The 15,106-nt window shown below is 65.7% G+C and carries 14 protein-coding genes; 10 read left to right on the top strand and 4 right to left on the bottom strand.

The features are described 5' to 3' along the window. Window positions 1-85: 85 nt before the first annotated feature. The gene (gene tpiA / locus I6F33_RS16755; RefSeq protein WP_225143372.1) at window positions 86-841 is read right to left on the bottom strand and encodes a triose-phosphate isomerase; all 756 of its coding nucleotides are present in this window, start codon (window positions 839-841) and stop codon (window positions 86-88) included. Window positions 842-1,065: 224 nt separating this feature from the next. Between tpiA and I6F33_RS16750 the strand changes: the two genes are divergently transcribed. From I6F33_RS16750 to I6F33_RS16730, 5 genes are all read left to right on the top strand, one after another. Further along, window positions 1,066-2,964 (top strand): SurA N-terminal domain-containing protein, encoded by a 1,899-nt coding sequence (locus I6F33_RS16750; RefSeq protein ID WP_225143370.1) that lies wholly within the window; start codon window positions 1,066-1,068, stop codon window positions 2,962-2,964. Window positions 2,965-2,978: 14 nt separating this feature from the next. Beyond that, the gene (gene trpD / locus I6F33_RS16745) at window positions 2,979-3,992 is read left to right on the top strand and encodes an anthranilate phosphoribosyltransferase (protein WP_225143368.1); all 1,014 of its coding nucleotides are present in this window, start codon (window positions 2,979-2,981) and stop codon (window positions 3,990-3,992) included. 8 nt (window positions 3,993-4,000) lie between these two features. Then, the gene (gene trpC, locus I6F33_RS16740) at window positions 4,001-4,822 is read left to right on the top strand and encodes an indole-3-glycerol phosphate synthase TrpC (RefSeq protein WP_225143367.1); all 822 of its coding nucleotides are present in this window, start codon (window positions 4,001-4,003) and stop codon (window positions 4,820-4,822) included. A 1-nt stretch (window position 4,823) separates the two neighbouring features. After that, on the top strand, window positions 4,824-5,357 hold the full coding sequence (gene moaC / locus I6F33_RS16735; RefSeq protein ID WP_036025198.1) for a cyclic pyranopterin monophosphate synthase MoaC: 534 nt from the start codon (window positions 4,824-4,826) through the stop codon (window positions 5,355-5,357). Between the two features lie 177 nt (window positions 5,358-5,534). Beyond that, a complete protein-coding gene (locus I6F33_RS16730; RefSeq protein ID WP_225143365.1) occupies window positions 5,535-8,267 on the top strand; it encodes an EAL domain-containing protein in 2,733 nt (910 codons plus the stop codon). A gap of 81 nt (window positions 8,268-8,348) precedes the next feature. Here I6F33_RS16730 and I6F33_RS16725 read toward each other — a convergent pair whose 3' ends face one another. Next, complete coding sequence (locus I6F33_RS16725) at window positions 8,349-9,683, bottom strand: S41 family peptidase (protein WP_225125221.1); 1,335 nt, start codon at window positions 9,681-9,683, stop codon at window positions 8,349-8,351. A gap of 304 nt (window positions 9,684-9,987) precedes the next feature. Between I6F33_RS16725 and I6F33_RS16720 the strand changes: the two genes are divergently transcribed. The 3 genes from I6F33_RS16720 (at window position 9,988) to I6F33_RS16710 (ending at window position 12,133) form a co-directional block, all read left to right on the top strand. Continuing rightward, window positions 9,988-11,121 carry an alpha-hydroxy acid oxidase gene (locus tag I6F33_RS16720; RefSeq protein ID WP_225140019.1) on the top strand — a complete coding sequence of 378 codons (1,134 nt, stop codon included), beginning with the start codon at window positions 9,988-9,990 and terminating at the stop codon, window positions 11,119-11,121. Between the two features lie 26 nt (window positions 11,122-11,147). Further along, complete coding sequence (locus tag I6F33_RS16715) at window positions 11,148-11,771, top strand: HAD family phosphatase (RefSeq protein WP_225143362.1); 624 nt, start codon at window positions 11,148-11,150, stop codon at window positions 11,769-11,771. 158 nt (window positions 11,772-11,929) lie between these two features. Further along, window positions 11,930-12,133, top strand: a complete 204-nt coding sequence (locus tag I6F33_RS16710) for a hypothetical protein (RefSeq protein ID WP_036009959.1) — start codon at window positions 11,930-11,932, stop codon at window positions 12,131-12,133. 102 nt (window positions 12,134-12,235) lie between these two features. Here the strand turns inward: I6F33_RS16710 and I6F33_RS16705 are convergent, their stop codons facing one another. Further along, a complete protein-coding gene (locus tag I6F33_RS16705; RefSeq protein ID WP_109143630.1) occupies window positions 12,236-12,529 on the bottom strand; it encodes a type II toxin-antitoxin system RelE/ParE family toxin in 294 nt (97 codons plus the stop codon). Continuing rightward, window positions 12,526-12,753, bottom strand: a complete 228-nt coding sequence (locus tag I6F33_RS16700; protein ID WP_109143629.1) for a hypothetical protein — start codon at window positions 12,751-12,753, stop codon at window positions 12,526-12,528. The genes I6F33_RS16705 and I6F33_RS16700 overlap by 4 nt, the downstream gene beginning before the upstream one ends. 131 nt (window positions 12,754-12,884) lie before the next feature. On the opposite strand from I6F33_RS16700, the gene glp reads away from it, so the two are divergent. After that, complete coding sequence (glp, locus tag I6F33_RS16695; RefSeq protein WP_225140021.1) at window positions 12,885-14,093, top strand: gephyrin-like molybdotransferase Glp; 1,209 nt, start codon at window positions 12,885-12,887, stop codon at window positions 14,091-14,093. Between the two features lie 176 nt (window positions 14,094-14,269). Beyond that, entirely contained in the window at window positions 14,270-14,971 is a 702-nt protein-coding gene (gene lexA / locus I6F33_RS16690) for a transcriptional repressor LexA (protein WP_036009965.1), read from the top strand. Window positions 14,972-15,106 lie beyond the last annotated feature (135 nt).

Here is a 15,106-nt window from a genome sequence, read left to right as displayed (position 1 = left end):
GGTTTTCCTGAAGTTGCGCGGTGTTACACGATCGGAGGTGGCATTGCCACCCCCGATCGGGCCCGGTCCCGCGGTTTGGACTTAGCTAGGGGCAGCCCTTACCGATCGCAAGGAAATCGGCCGCCTTCAGGCTGGCACCGCCGACCAGAGCCCCGTTGACGTTCTTCACCGCCATCAGTTCGGCCGCGTTCGAGGGCTTGACCGAGCCGCCGTAGAGGATTCGCATCGTCGCGCCCTCAGCCTTGAACCTGATGGTCAGGAGTTCCCGGATAAACCCATGAATCTGCTCGACATCCTTGGCTGTGGGGGTCAGCCCGGTGCCGATCGCCCAGACCGGTTCATAGGCCACGACCAGATTGGTCGCCGCCGAGCCATCTGGCAGCGAGCCGTCGAGCTGGCCGCGCAGGATGTCCAGGGTCTGGCCGGCGTCGCGCTGGCCCTGCGTTTCGCCGATGCAGACGATCGCAACGGCCCCGGCGCGCCAGGCCGCCTCGGCCTTCTTCCGGATCAGCGCGTCGCCCTCCCCGTGGTCGGCGCGGCGCTCGGAATGGCCGACGATGATGGCGGTCGCGCCTGCATCGGCGAGCATTTCGGCGGCGATATCGCCGGTGTGGGCGCCGGAGGCCTTGGGGTGGCAGTCCTGGGCCCCGACCGCGACCTTCTTGCCGCGCGCCTTCTCGGCGAACGCCGCAACCAGGGTCGCCGGCGGGCAGACCAGCAGGTCGGCCTTGCCAGCCACGTCTGCCGCGCCGTTGAGCATGGCGTCGAATTCAGCAGCCTGGGCTTTCAGGCCGTTCATTTTCCAATTGCCCGCGATCAGCGGTCGGATGGCGTCGGTCATGTCAATGTCCAGCAGAATGAGGTTTGTTCATGCGCTAGCAGAGGTGCTCCTGCAGTTCCAGAGACCAGAGGCCCTTTCGCCGCAGCCTCAAGTGGTCGCCCGGGGCGAGGTTGCGGGGGGAAAGCCGCCACTTTATGATGATCTATCAATTTGGTGACGCGCTTTTGCGGAATCTGCATTAAGACGCGCTCCCGTTCCCCTCCTGACCAAACAAGTTGGACCAAATGCTCCGAGGAATACGCAAGGCCTCATCGAACTGGCTCGGCAAGATCGTTATGGCCGTGGTGATGGGCGTGTTGATCATCAGTTTCGGCATTTGGGGCATTGCCGACATCTTCAAGGGCTTCGGCCAGTCCACGGTCGCCAAGATCGGCAGCACCGAGATCTCGCTCAACGAGTTCCGCCAGATCTACACCGACCGCCTGCAACAGATCAGCCGCCAGTTCGGCCGTCCGTTGACGCCCGACCAAGCGCGCGCGTTCGGCCTTGACCGCCAGGTGCTGCAGCAGACCATTGCCGAGGCCGCGCTCGACGAAGAGGCGCGCCGGCTCGGCCTCGGCCAATCCGACGAGCAGATCCGCCAGCTCATCATGAACGACCCCAACTTCAAGGGTATCGGCGGCAATTTCGACCCCAATCGCTTCCAAGCCTTGATCCGCAATTTCGGCTACACCGAGCAGCGCTATGTCGCCGAGCAGCGCAAAGTATCGCTGCGCCGGCAGATCACCGGCACGGTCGGCGCCGGCCTCGAGCCCCCGAAGGCCATGGTCGACGTCCTGACGCGCTACCAGAACGAACAACGCTCGATTGAATTCGTCCGGCTCGACGCCGCGCAGGCCGGTCCGATCGACCCGCCCTCGCCCGAGGCGCTTGCCGCCTATTTCGAGGATCACAAGGTCCAGTTCCGCGCGCCCGAATATCGCAAGATCTCCTTCGTCGTGGTCTCGCCGGAAGAAATCGGCAAATGGACCGAGGTCTCGGACGAGGATGCCCGGAAGATGTTCGAGCAGCGCAAGGACCGGCTCGGCACGCCTGAGAAGCGCCAGATCCAGCAGATCGTCTTTCCGAACGTTGCCGAAGCGCAGGCCGCTCGCGAGCGCCTCGTCGGCGGCACGTCGTTCGAGGACATCGGCAAGGAACGCGGGCTGAGCGCCTCCGACGTCGACCTGGGGCTTGTGACTAAGTCTTCGCTCGCGCCCGCCGTCGGCGATGCCGCGTTCGCGCTGCCTGCCGGCGAGATCAGCCAGCCGATCCAGAGCGGGCTCGGCGTCGCGATCGTCAGGGTCGACAAGATCGAGCCGGGCGCCGAGGCCGACTACGCCAAGCTTGCCGGCGACATCAAGCGCGAGATCGCGACTGAGCGTGCACGCGTCAAGGTCGCCGACCTCCGCGACAAGATGGAAGACGAGCGTGGCGGCGGCTCCAGCGTGATCGACGCGGCGCAGAAGCTCGGCCTCACCGCCGTGACCATCGAGGCCGTCGACCGCTCCGGTCGCGCCCCGAACGGCCAGCCGGTCGCCAGCATCCCGCAGGGCCTCGACGTGGTATCGCAGGCCTTCAACACCGATGTCGGCGTCGACAACGACGCGATCTCGTTCAAAGGCGGCTATGTCTGGTACGACGTGCTCGCCATCACCCCCTCGCGCGACCGCAATCTCGACGAGGTCCGCGATCAGGTCGAGGCGCGATGGCGCCAGGACCAGATCGCCGCCAAGCTGAAGGCCAAGGCGACCGAGATGGTGCAGAAGCTCGATGCGGGCGGCAAGCTCGCCGACGAGGCCGCCGCCGTCGGCGCCAAGGTCGAGACCGCGGCCAGCTTCAAGCGCGACGACTCGCCCGCCGGCGTGGCCGGCACCGTCGTGGCGGCCGCCTTCCGCACCGCCAAGGACGGCATCGGACAGACGGCCGTGAGCGGCGGCAGCGAGGTGATCGTCTTCCGCGTCACCGACATCGTCGATCCTGCGGTCGACATTGCCTCGGACGCGGTCAAGAAGCTCAAGGAGAGCCTCGACCGCGCCCAGACCGAGGAGCAGGTCGCTTCCTACGTCAACAAGCTTGAAACCGACATCGGGACCACCATTAATCAGGCCGCCTTCGCGCAGGTGACCGGCGCGAACCAGTGAGTTGAAAGCACGCGATGGACGACCTGAAATCGATCATTGGAAAAGTGGCGACCGGCGCCAGCCTGTCGCGTGACGAAGCCGCTTCCGCCTTCGATGCCATGATGAGCGGCGAGGCCACGCCCTCGCAGATGGGCGGGCTCTTGATGGCGCTGCGGGTGCGCGGCGAGACCGTGGACGAGATCACCGGCGCGGTCGCGGCGATGCGCGCGAAGATGCTGACCGTACAGGCGCCGCCGGAGGCGGTCGACATCGTCGGCACCGGCGGCGACGGCTCCGGCTCGGTCAACGTGTCGACCTGCGCGTCCTTCATCGTCGCGGGCGCCGGCGTGCCCGTGGCCAAGCACGGCAACCGCGCGCTGTCGTCGCGCTCGGGCGCCGCCGACGTGCTGGCCTCGCTCGGGGTGAAGATCGATCTCAAGCCGGAGCAGGTCGGCCGCTGCGTGCGCGAATGCGGCATCGGCTTCATGTTTGCCCCCGCCCACCATCCCGCCATGAAGAACGTCGGCCCGACCCGGGTCGAGCTCGCCACGCGCACGATCTTCAATCTGCTCGGTCCCCTGTCGAATCCGGCCGGCGTGAAACGGCAGATGGTCGGCGTGTTCTCCAGGCAATGGGTACAGCCGCTGGCGCAGGTGCTGAAGAATCTCGGCTCCGACTCCGCCTGGGTGGTGCACGGGTCCGATGGTCTCGACGAGATCACCCTCACCGGCCCGACCTTCGTCTCCGCGCTCCACAACGGCGAGATCCGGAATTTCGAGGTGACGCCGGAGGAAGCCGGGCTCCCGAGTTGCGAGGCCGGTGCGCTCAAAGGCGGTGACGCCGATGCCAACGCGATCGCGTTGCAGAGCGTGCTCGACGGCAAGCCGAGCCCCTATCGCGACGTGGCGCTGCTCAACGCAGCCGCCGCGCTGGTCGTGGCCGGCCGCGCCAAGGACCTCAAGGAGGGCGTCGCGATCGGCGTCCGCTCGATCGACAGCGGCGCGGCCAACGCGAAGCTGAAGCACCTGGTCACGATCTCCAAGAGCTGAACTCCCGCATGTCCGACATCCTGACCAAGATCGAGACCTACAAGCGCGAGGAGATCGCGGCGGCGAAGCGAGCGCGTCCGCTCTCCACCGTCGAGGCGCAGGCCAAGGCCGCCTCCGCGCCGCGCGGCTTCCTGCGCGCGATCAAGGCAAAGCACGCCAAGGGCGGCTACGCGCTGATTGCCGAGATCAAGAAGGCCTCGCCCTCCAAGGGACTCATTCGCGCCGATTTCGACCCGCCGGCACTCGCAAAGGCCTATGAAGCCGGCGGCGCTGCCTGCCTGTCGGTGCTGACCGACACGCCCTCGTTCCAGGGCCATCTCGACTTCATGGTAGCCGCGCGCGAAGCAACCTCGCTCCCCGTGCTGCGCAAGGATTTCCTGTTCGATCCCTATCAGGTGGTCGAGGCCCGCGCACACGGCGCCGACTGCATCCTGATCATCATGGCGGCGCTCGATGACGCCGCGGCAAGAGACCTCGAAGACGCCGCCCTCGCCTACGGCATGGACGTCTTGATCGAGATCCATGACCGCGCCGAGCTCGACCGGGCGCTGAGACTTCGCTCGCCGATGATCGGGGTCAACAACCGTAATCTTCGGACCTTCGAAACCACGCTCGCGACCAGCGAGGCCTTGGCGCCGCTGATCCCTTCGGACCGGCTGATGGTCGGCGAGAGCGGCATCTTCACGCCCGCCGACCTCGCCCGGCTCGAGCGCGTCGGTATGTCGACGTTCCTGGTCGGCGAGAGCCTGATGCGGCAGGCCGACGTCACGGCGGCGACGCGCGCGCTGCTCGCGCGCGCGGCGACGGCGCGCGCGGCGGGCACGCGCTGACATGGCGCGCAAGCCGGCGAAGACCATTTCAGCCAAAACGAAGCAGGCCAAAGCAAAGGCCGGCCCCGCCCTCACCCATATCGGCGCCTCCGGCGAGGCGCGGATGGTCGACGTCTCGGACAAGCCAGCGACGGAGCGGCTGGCGGTCGCCGAGGGCCGCGTTGTCATGACCAAGACGACGCTCGATCTGATCGTGTCCGGCAACGCCAAGAAAGGCGACGTGCTCGGCACCGCGCGCATCGCCGGCATCATGGCCGCCAAGCGCACCTCGGAGCTGATCCCGCTCTGCCATCCGCTCGCGCTGTCGAAGGTCATTGTCGATATCGAGCCTGACGCCAAGCTGCCGGGCTGCGTGGTACGGGCCACCGTGAAGGTGACGGGACCGACCGGCGTCGAGATGGAGGCGCTCACGGCGGTGTCGGTCGCCTGCCTCACCATCTACGACATGATCAAGGCCGTCGAGCGCGGCGTGCGCATCGAGGGCATCCATCTGGTCGAGAAGCTCGGCGGCAAATCCGGCCATTACCGCGCCTGAAGCGGGCTTGCGTTAGCGCCCCACTTTCGCGCCGCGCGCATGGATTGCTTTTGCGCGCGGGTATTCACGTCTCGTTAACCGCGCTTCCTAACTTTGCTTCCACACCGTCACCGTAAACCAACGGATGTTCTCGGGGTCCTGAATTGATCCTGACGTGTGCGCGGCAACGAATCCAGCATGAAGATGAAACTCGGCAGTCGTCTCTTTGACCAGGTCTTCGTGCGCAGCGGCCCGATCCGCTGGCTTGTGGTTGGCGGCACGCTGCTGATCGCGGCCATCGCCATAGGCTCGGTCCTGATGGCGCAGAACTTCCGGGAGCGGGCGCTGCGCAATTCCGGTCGCGAGCTGGAAAACACCGTGCTGCTGCTTGCTCATCATTTCGATCAGCAATTGCAGGATTTCGCCGTCATCCAGAAGGGTTTCGTCGACTACGTCCGCACCACCGGAATTACCACCGGAGAGGAGTATCGCAAGCGCCTCTCGGGCGAGGACGTGCACCGGATGCTGCGGTCGAAGATCGAGGCGCTGCCCTATATGGGCGGTCTCAACATCATCGATGCCGAAGGCAATCTGATCAATTCGTCGACCGCATGGCCGACGCCCAAGGTGAATGTCGCCGATCGCGCCTACTTCCGCACTTTCAAGTACGATCCCAATGCACCTGATGTCCTGATCGAGCCGCTGCACAGCCGCGTCTCCGGTGCGTGGACCATTCTGGTGGCCCGGAGGGTCGTCGGGCCACGCGGCGAGTTCCTCGGCGTGGTCGGACGCGGGATCGAGCCCGCCAATTTCGAGAAATTCTTCGCCTCCGTGGTGCTCGGCGAAGGCGCGACGATCTCGATGCTGCATCGCGACGGCACACTGCTCGCCCGCTATCCGCAGTCCGGCGAATTGATGGGGCGAAACTTCAAGACCGGACCGTTCGAGCATCAAAGGGTGTTCGGGCTCGATCATTTCGCCGGCCGCTTCAACAGCCCCGTCGACGGCGAGGACCGGCTGATCTCCTCCCGTGCCCTGCCCCACTTCCCGATCCTGGTGATGGCCACCACGACGCGCGCAGCGGCCTTGGCTGACTGGCGCGAGCAGATCGGCATTCTGATCTCGATCGCAGCCTCTTCCGCGCTCGCGATCGCAGGCGTGCTGATTGCCGTCGTGCGCAAGCTGCTGGAGCAGCACCGCCTTTCGCGCGAACAGCTGACGCTGGAGAAGCAGCGGCTCGACCGCGCCGTCAACAACATGACGCAGGGCCTGTTGCTGTTCGATTCGGAGCAGCGGCTCGTGGTCTGCAATCAGCGCTACATCGAGATGTACGGCTTGTCGGCCGAGGTCGTGAAGCCCGGCTGCAGCTTCCGCGACATCATCGCCCATCGCAAGACAACCGGCTCGTTCACCGGCGACGTCGATGCCTACGTCGCGCGTGTCCTGAAGGACATCCATCTCCGCAACTCCATGGTGGTCGATACCGCCGACGGCCGCTCGATCCACATCCTCAACGAGCCGCTCGCGGATGGCGGCTGGGTGGCGACCCACGAGGACATCACGGAGCGCCGGCGCATCGAGGAGCGCATCACCCACCTCGCCCATTACGACGCGCTGACTGACCTGCCCAACCGCGCCATGTTCCACGAGCATCTGCGGCAGGAGCTGGCCGCGGCGCGCGACGGCGAGCAGACCGCGGTGCACTACATCGACATCGACGAGTTCAAGGGCGTCAACGACGCGCTCGGCCATCTCGTCGGCGACGAGCTGTTGAAATCGATCGCGACCAACCTCCGCCGCTGTGCGGGTCCCGCAGACTTCGTGGCGCGACTCGGCGGCGACGAATTCGCCATCGTGCAGGGCGCGGTAACGTCGTTGGATCAGGTCAACGAGCTCGTCGCGCGCGTCTTCGAAACCATCCGCACGCCGGTCGACTGCATGGGCCATCATCTCACCAGCGACGCCAGCATCGGTATCGCGCTCGCGCCGGAACACGGCACGGCGCTCGACCAGATCCTGAAGAACGCGGACATGGCAATGTACGCGGCCAAGTCCGCCGGGCGCCGCACCTACCGCTTCTTCGAGCCGGACATGGACGCCAAGGTCCGCGAACGCCGCGACCTCGAGGGCGACCTGCGCCACGCCATCGCGCAAGGAGATCGCGAAGGCGGGCTCGAGGTGTATTACCAGCCCTGCCTCGGCCTGAAGGACGACCGCATCACCGGCTGCGAGGCGTTGGTGCGCTGGCGCCATCCCGAGCGCGGCTGGGTCTCGCCGGCGGATTTCATCCCGATCGCCGAAGACACCGGCCTGATCAACGAGATCGGCGAATGGGTGCTGGCGACCGCGTGCCGGGACGCGGCAAGCTGGCCCGACGACATCCGCCTCGCCGTCAACGTCTCGCCGGTGCAGTTCAAGAGCGGCACGCTGGCGCTGAAGATTATGGCGGCGCTCGCCGCGTCGAACCTGCCGGCGAGCCGGCTCGAGCTCGAGATCACCGAGGCAGTCCTGATCCGCGACGACGATGCCGCGCTTGCCATCCTGCACCAGCTCCGCGCCATCGGCGTGCGCATCGCGCTCGACGATTTCGGCACCGGCTACTCGTCGCTGAGCTATCTGCACCGCTTCCCGTTCGACAAGATCAAGATCGACCGCTGCTTCGTCGAGGACATCGCCCGTCCCGACGGCTCCGCCAGCATCGTTCAAGCCGTCGTCAACCTGGCGGCCGCCCGTCGCATGACCACGACGGCCGAGGGTGTCGAGACCGAGGAGCAGCAGCGCCTGCTGCGCACGCTCGGCTGCTCCGAGATGCAGGGCTATTTGTTCAGCGCCGCCAAACCCGCCGACAAGATGCTGGAGCTGTTCGCACTGCACCGCAGCCGGCTCGCCCGGCGCGAAGGCAGCGAGAGCCGCCGCCGCGAGGTCGGTTAGGTCGAAACGGCGCTGCAAACGAAATCGCCCGGAAGCGGTCCTCCGCTCCCGGGCGAAACATGATCCGGAACGTCGTAAGATCTAGTTCGGCACTGCAGCCTTCGTCGCGCGCTTGGCGGCGACCGCATTTGCCGTAACGCCGTGGAGGAAGTCGTAGGCTGCGTGCAGAGCCTTGTCGTCCTTCTCTTCCGGCGGAACGTAGGACTGCGATCCGGTCTGCTCGGTGCCGTCGGCCGACAGATGCCCGCGCATCTGGGATTCCGCCATGGTGTCCATCCGCCCCTTCAGCTCGGGCGGCACGTCCTGGAGGATCTCGATGTCGGGCGCGATGCCCTGGGCCTGGATCGAGCGGCCCGACGGCGTGTAGTAGCGCGCCGTGGTCAGCGCCAGCGCGCCATTGCCGGAGCCGAGCGGAATGATGGTCTGCACCGAGCCCTTACCAAACGATCGCGTGCCGATCAACGTCGCGCGCTTGTGGTCGTGCAGCGCACCGGCAACGATCTCCGAGGCCGAGGCCGAGCCGCCGTTGATCAGCACCACGATCGGCTTGCCTTTGGTGAGGTCGCCGCCATGGGCGGTGAAGCGCTGGGTTTCTTCCGGACTGCGGCCGCGGGTCGAAACGACCTCGCCGCGCTGCAAGAAGGCGCTCGACACCGACACGGCCTGGTCGAGCAGGCCGCCCGGATTGTTGCGCAGATCAACCACGTAGCCGGCGAGCTTCTCCGGCGGGACCTGCTTGGAGACCGAGGCGATCGCCTTCTTCAGGCCGTCGGCGGTCTGCTCGTTGAACGAGGTGATGCGGATATAGCCGATGTCGCCGTTCTCGACGCGGAAGCGCACCGGACGCACATGGATGATCTCGCGCGTGATCGCAACCTCGAGCGGCGCATCCGCACCCTTGCGGATGATGGTCAGCTTGGTCTTGGTGTCGACCGGTCCCTTCATCTTGTTGACCGCCTGCTCGAGCGTCATGCCCTGCACGGCCTCGCCGTCGATCTTGCCGATGAGGTCGCCGGACATGATGCCGGCCTTCGAAGCCGGCGTGTCGTCGATCGGCGAGACGACCTTGACGAGGCCATCCTCCATCGTGACCTCGATGCCGAGCCCGCCGAACTCGCCGGAGGTGGTCTCCTGCATCTCGGTCCAGGCCTTGGCGTTCATGTAGCGCGAATGCGGGTCGAGCGAGGTCACCATGCCGGTGATCGCCCCCTCGATCAGCTTGGCATTGTCCGGCTTCTCGACATAGCTGGCCTTGACCCGCTCGAACACCGCGCCGAACAGATTGAGCTGGGAATAAGCATCACCCGCACTCACTGCCGCCCGCGCTGCCCATACGCCGCCCTGCGGGCTGGCTACCAGAAGGGTCAGGCACGCTCCCGTGAGCGTGCCCAGGGGGAACAGCAGGGTTTTCCGCATGAAGGTGCCTTTTGTGCTTGGCGTTTCTCTTGAGGCTGGGAGACGCCATGCAAATGGCGATCCAGTCCATCTCTCACAATACCATTCTGGTTTCTTCAAGGCCGGGATGCCGCGCTGGCGGGTACACCGAAGAAATCCCTTCGCCTTGGCCTAAACTTTTGGCAACGTTCCGAAACTGTTTCCAAGCAACACGACACCGGTCCGGGCCGCCCACGCTTCGCAGCTATGCGATTTTAGGATGGTTTTGGAGGGCCGGACGCGATAGGCGATGGCGACAAGACTTCAAATTCTCGGGAGGACAACAATGAATGAAGCGCCCCGCATCCGGCCGGAACGGAACGTCGAGCTCGGCGCCAGCGACGAGCCGTTCCAGAACCTGCACGAGTTCATCCGGAAGGCGCGCGCCAACCTCAACCAGAATGCCTGGGACTACATCATCGGCGCCGCCGAGACCGAGACCACGATGCGGCGCAACCGCATGGCGCTCGACGAGATCGCCTTCCGCCCGCGCGTGCTGCGCGACGTGCGCAGGATCGATGGCAGCGTCGAGCAGTTCGGCCGCAAGCTGCGTCTGCCGGTGGTGCTGGCTCCCGTCGGCGCACTCGAGATCTTCGATCCGGATGGCGCGGCGAGCGTCGCGCGCGCTGCGGGCGGGTTCGGCGCGGCGCACATGCTGAGCTCGGTGTCCGAGCCCGGCCTCGAGACGACCGCCGAGGCTGCCCCCGATGCACTGCGTCTCTATCAACTCTATGTCCGCGGCGACGATGCCTTCGTCGCCGACGTCGTCAGCCGGGCCGAGAAGAACGCCTATGCCGCCTTCTGCCTGACCGTCGACACCGCCCATTACAGCCGTCGTGAACGTGACATCGCCAAGCGCTACGTTCGCGAGAGCCGCCTGCGCGCCACCGGCGGCGATTTCCAGAAGGGCCTGGAGTGGCGGACCGTGAAGATGATCAAGGACACGTTCAAAATTCCGCTGATCCTCAAGGGTATCGCCACGGCCGAGGATGCGCAGATCGCGCTCGATCACGGCGTCGAGTGGATCTACGTCTCCAACCATGGCGGACGCCAGCTCGACCACGGCCGCGGCGCCATGCACGTGCTGCCGGAGATCGTCGACGCCGTGAAGGGCCGCGCCAGGATCATGGTCGACGGCGGCTTTTGCCGCGGCACCGACATCGTCAAGGCGATCGCGGCGGGCGCCGACCTCGTCGGCATCGGCCGGCTGCAATGCTGGGCGCTGGCGGCAGCCGGCGAAGCCGGCGTCGCGCGGATGCTGGAGTTGCTCGAAGACGAGGTGCTGCGCTGCCTCGGCCTCCTGGGCGCCACCTCATTCGCCGAGCTCGACAAATCCTGCCTGCATCCGGCGGCCGCCACCAACGCGCCCAGCGTGTTCAGCGCGTTCCCGCTGTTCGACCACGAGCCCTATCGTTACTGACGCGCCATACCGAAGTGAAGGACGCAATGACATCGCTCTCTCCCGGCAGCGCGGATGCGCTGCTGTTCGACCTCGGGCGCGTTGTGCTCGACATCGACTTCTCCAAGGCGATCGCCTGCTGGGCGGGACATGCCGGCTGCCAGCCCGAGGCCATCATCGCGCGCTATGTGCGCGACGAGGCCTACCGGTTGCACGAGATGGGCAAGATCAGCGATGCGGACTATTTCGCCTCGCTGCGGTCCTCGCTCGGGATCGGCATCTCGGATGCGCAATTCCTGGAAGGCTGGAACGCGATTTTCGCCGGCGAGATGCCTGATATCGCCGAGCTGCTGCCGCGCGCGGCGAAGCAGATGCCGCTCTACGCCTTCTCCAACACCAATCGGCCGCACGTCGACCATTTCTCGAAGGAATATGCCGGTCTGCTCGGCCATTTCCGCGAGCTGTATCTGTCCTCCAGCATCGGCCTGCGCAAACCGGATGCCGAGGCCTTCGACCATGTCGTGGCGGCGATCGGCGTGCCGGCCGAGCGCATCGTGTTCTTCGATGACCTCGCCGAGAACATCGAGGGAGCACGGGCGCGCGGCTTGACCGCCGTGCATGTCATCTCGCCGCGTGATGTCGGGAACGCATTGAAAGCACTGGGGATCTGAGCCGCGGGAAAGCCCGGAGCGCGCTCACTTGCCGGAACAAAAACTGCTGAAAATGTGGAACCTGATCACTTTGTGCATTTTTATACAGAGTTCCGGGAACGGAACACCACCCTTCGGACTCATGAGTCCGTTGGGACTTCTACATTGGACTGATCGACGTGCTGGGCAAGACCTATCTCACCAAGCAAGCCTCTCTCCTGCTCGAATTCGCCAGAACCACCTCGGATTCTGACCTCTCCGCCAAGCTGATCAGCAAGGCCGCCGACCTAAAATCCCAGGCGGACCCGCTGCCGGACAAGGATCAGGGTCCCAAGCCGCCCGACGTCGCGGACATCAGTCCGGGCGATCCGACGGGGCGTTGAACGATGTTGGCCGTGGCGCTCGTCATTCTCGTCCTTGCCATGGCAATCCTCGTTCCGGTCTGTCTCGCCTTCCGCATCATGCCGCGGCGGAGTTGAGCCCGCTCAGACGTCAGAGTGCTCGCGTTCCTGTGCGGGATGCTTGATCGCAAGAACGACGATTTCGCCGGCCTCTACCTCCAGCCGGTAGTAAACCAGGTAACGGTACCGCCGCGTTACCAGCTTGCGCACGCCCTCGACCTCCTGCCGTCGTCCAAGTTGCGGAAAGCGAACAAGATCTCGAAGGGATTCAAGGATCGCAGCGCGCACGCGCAATGCGCCTTTGGGGCTGTGCTCCCTAACATAATCGGCAATCTCAATCAGATCCTTGGCCGCGCGTTGCGTAAATCTGAGCTTCATCGCTCGAAGCGGCGAAAGGCGGCTTCGATCTCGGCGTCAGACGCAAATTGCCGGAGGTTCGCCTGCGTGAGCCCCTCGAGGACCGCCGCAAGATGACCGGGATCGACTTCCTCAGCCTCCTCTCCGGCGTCGCTCAACGCCAACATGGCGCGTGCAATCTCGTCCTGGCTATCCGCAGGAAGCCGCCGCACGGCCTTCAGCGCCTTTTCGAGCAGTTCTGTCATTGGCAGAAGATAAGCCGGGTCGAGACCAAAAGGAAGTGTGGTTCCTGGCTGGCAAGGGAGGCCTTTTGCTTCAGCTCCTCCGCTCGGCTAGAACTTGCCGACCCAGTCCTGATTTGTTGCGGAGTTCGCCCGTGGCCCTGATGCCGGTTTCTGACGCGCTTGCCGCGGTGTTGGCCGGCGTCGAGCCGCTGGCTGAACAGATGGTTTGCCTCGACGAGGCCTACCATCGTGTGCTAGCCCGCGATGTCGCGGCGCGGCGCACGCAGCCGCCGGAGGCGATGTCGGCGATGGACGGCTATGCCGTGCGCACGGCCGACGCGGCAAACGATTCGAGGTTGACCGTCGTCGGCGAGGTCGCGGCGGGCCGGCCGCTCGCGGGAAGCGTCGGCCCCGGCGAAGCCGTGCGGATCTTCACCGGCGGCGTCGTTCCCGACGGCGCCGATGCCGTCGTGATCCAGGAGGACACAGCTGCCGACGGCAAACATGTGACGATCAAGGAAGCCGCCATTTTCGGCCGGCACATCCGCCCTGCAGGCGTCGACTTCCGCGAAGGCGACGTGCTGCTGCGCAAGGGAATCCGCCTCACCGAGCGCGATCTCGCCCTTGCCGCCGGAATGAATCATCCGCATCTCGCCATCATCCGCCGCCCGAGGGTTGCCGTTCTCGCCACCGGCGACGAGCTCGTGATGCCGGGCACCACGCCTGGTCGCGGCCAGATCGTCTATTCCAACGGCTATGCCCTGCATGCGCTCGCCCGCAGCGAGGGCGCCGAGACCATCGACCTCGGAATTGCCGCCGATACACTGGAGGCGACGTCCGCCGGCATCCGCCGCGCGCGCGAGAGCGGCGCCGACATCCTGATCACGACCGGCGGTGCCTCGGTCGGCGACCACGACCTGGTCCAGCAGGCGCTCAAGGGCGAAGGCATCGCGATGGCGTTCTGGAAGATCGCGATCCGGCCGGGCAAGCCGATGATGCACGGTCGGATAGGCGCGATGCGCGTGATTGGCCTGCCCGGCAATCCCGTGTCGTCCTACGTGTGCGCCTTCCTGTTCATGGTCCCCTTGATTCGCGCCCTGTCGGGCCGTTCAGCGATTCATCATCGGCGCGAGCGCGCCGTGCTGGGCCGCGATCTCGCCGCCAACGACCAGCGCGAGGACTATCTGCGTGCGCGGCTGGAGGAGCGCGACGACGGCACGCGCGTCGCCCTTCCGGTCAGCCATCAGGACTCCTCCCTTCTTGCGAATCTCGCTGCGGCACAGGTACTTCTGGTGCGCGCACCGTTCGCGCCGAAGGCCGAGGCCGGCACGCCTTGCGAGGTGCTCCGGCTGCCCGTCTGAGCCGCCCAGCCACACGCATTCCGCGAGCTTGGCCGCGTTCACCATAAATTAAGCAGTTGCGGAACACATATCGAACATATAGTGTCCGTTCATGATTTGTTTCGAGGATGTAGCGGCTTAGTGCCGACTTCATCGTGTCGGAATCGAACGACATCAACCGGGGGACTTTGGTCGAGATGTTGACGCGCAAACAATACGAGCTTCTGCGGTTCATCAGCGAACGTCTGAAGGAAAGCGGCGTGCCGCCGTCCTTCGACGAGATGAAGGATGCGCTCGACCTGCGCTCGAAGTCAGGCATCCATCGCCTGATCACTGCGCTCGAGGAGCGCGGCTTCATTCGCCGCCTGCCCAACCGTGCCCGTGCCATCGAGGTGATCAAACTGCCCGAGCTCCAGGCCGCCGCCGGCAATCGCCGTGGCTTCACCCCGAGCGTGATCGAGGGCAATCTCGGCAAGGTGCGCGCGAGCTCCAGCCCGCCCGCGGACGAGGGCGAGCGCCCCGTCGCGGTGCCCGTGATGGGCCGCATCGCCGCCGGCACGCCGATCGAGGCGCTGCAGACCCGCAGCCATACCATCAGCGTGCCGCCGGACATGCTCGGCTCGGGCGAGCACTACGCGCTCGAAGTGCGCGGCGATTCGATGGTCGAGGCCGGCATCCTCGACGGCGACATGGCGCTGATCCAGCGCAACGAGACCGCAAATACCGGCGACATCGTGGTGGCATTGATCGACGACGAGGAGGCCACGCTCAAGCGCTTCCGCCGCCGCGGCGCCTCGATCGCGCTCGAGCCCGCCAATGCCGCCTACGAGGTCCGCATTCTTCCGCCGAACCGCGTGAAGATCCAGGGCAAGCTGATCGGGCTTTACCGGAAGTACTGATACGGGAAACATCAAGCGCCGCGCGCGTTTCGATCGGCATCGGCATCCAGGATCGGAGCGGATACTTGTCCGCTCCGGCTGGACGGTTTCTCTGGTTCTGCGCCGGCTGTCCGGTCCATCTTCCCGCGCGACATT

It is taken from the genome of Bradyrhizobium sp. BRP20, from assembly GCF_020194215.1.
Taxonomy (GTDB): Bacteria; Pseudomonadota; Alphaproteobacteria; order Rhizobiales; family Xanthobacteraceae; genus Bradyrhizobium; species Bradyrhizobium yuanmingense.
Note: the sequence above shows the minus strand (reverse complement) of the source record. Positions and strands in the feature narration are given on the sequence as shown.